Here is a 1,339-nt window from a genome sequence, read left to right as displayed (position 1 = left end):
TTTATGCGTAAAAGAGCGTGTGAGGTGTGCTGCTCAGCATTTCCGAACCTTGCTCTGTAACAAGAACATGCTCACTGGTTCCAAACAAGTAACCACTTTCACCACACAGAATAATTGGCATATGCAAGGTCATATTTGGCTCAAGGATGTCTTCCGCGCCGGGTTCAAGACTTATGTAACCGCGCTCCAGCCAATTGATGCCAGTTTGATAGCCGACCCGGTGGTTGAGAAGCCCAGGACAGCCATGTCGTTTGAGTACCTCTCTGCCGGCCGCATCAACTTCGCCGGCTGTCGCGCCAGGCCTGATCGCAGAAATTACGGCGTCCAGAACTTCAATCGAGAGGTCGTGCAGCCTTTCAGTCTCGGCGTGTCGACCAAGAATGGCGCTTCGCACGACGCCGCAGGCGTAACCGCTTTGATATCCCCCCAGCTCCATAAAGGCCGGCTCGTTGTTTCTGATCGCATTGTGCTTGGGACTGCCGTGTGGAAGCTTAGTCCGCTCGCCGAAGACTAATGTTGAGGAAGCCGCCCTTACCTCGCCACCGGCTTCACCGACTTCGCGATCAATATTCGCCGCCACTTCGGCCTCGGAAATGCCTTCCCGTAGGGACTGATGGAAAACCCGAACAGCTAGATCTGTCATTTTCATTGCGGAACGCATGATTTCGAGTTCCATGTTCGTCTTAACAGCTGAGACCGTCGCCACCAGACGAGAAGCGTCAACGAATTTGATATCTGGCAGTTTCGCTTGAAGCGCGTAAACGTCCGCCGGTGCAAGATTCCAGCAGCCAAGCTCAAGGCCGACCCGACCCTTCAAGCCAAGTCTCCGAATGGCATCAGCGCACACTGGAGCGAAATCAGTTTGTTCCCGGTAGGGAACTATTTCATCTACCCAGCTGCCTACACGGACACTTACCAAGTCAAACTCTCTGACGACCAACGTCGGCTTTTGTCCCGGGATAAGAATCAATGGGAACGGCATGAAGTATGCACCACGTCCGTCATATCCGCTAAGATACTGAAGGTTACCGTGAGCGGTGACTAAAAGAGCGTCGAGGTTAGCTCGTTCCATCGCCTCGAACACTTTCTGCAGACGGCATTCGTATTCGGTCTTTGGGAACGGAAGGCCCGTCGACGGAACTGCTGAAGACGTGCTAGTCATTAGATCACCTCAAGTGGTCATTGGTTGTCTAAAAGGCGCCCATTGGCTAACCGGAGGTTCGCCGACAATGCGCACGCCCGGATACCATCCGTCGTCCTATCGGGAGAATCGCTTGCAACGGCGGCCTTGGTCAAATGCATTTTCCATATCGTAGTCATCTGGGCAGGCGATGGCTTC

At 53.7% G+C, this 1,339-nt stretch carries 1 protein-coding gene; it reads right to left on the bottom strand.

The annotated features are described in order from the left end of the window. Position 1: 1 nt before the first annotated feature. Positions 2-1,162: a M24 family metallopeptidase gene (locus NKH60_RS34900; protein ID WP_352875124.1), complete on the bottom strand. Its 1,161-nt coding sequence runs from the start codon at positions 1,160-1,162 to the stop codon at positions 2-4. Between the last annotated feature and the right edge of the window lie 177 nt (positions 1,163-1,339).

Source organism: Mesorhizobium sp. M1006 (assembly GCF_040318825.1).
In the GTDB taxonomy this organism is placed as follows: Bacteria; Pseudomonadota; Alphaproteobacteria; order Rhizobiales; family Rhizobiaceae; genus Mesorhizobium.
The sequence above is the reverse complement of the archived record's forward strand: the minus strand, read 5'-3'. Positions and strand labels throughout refer to the sequence as shown.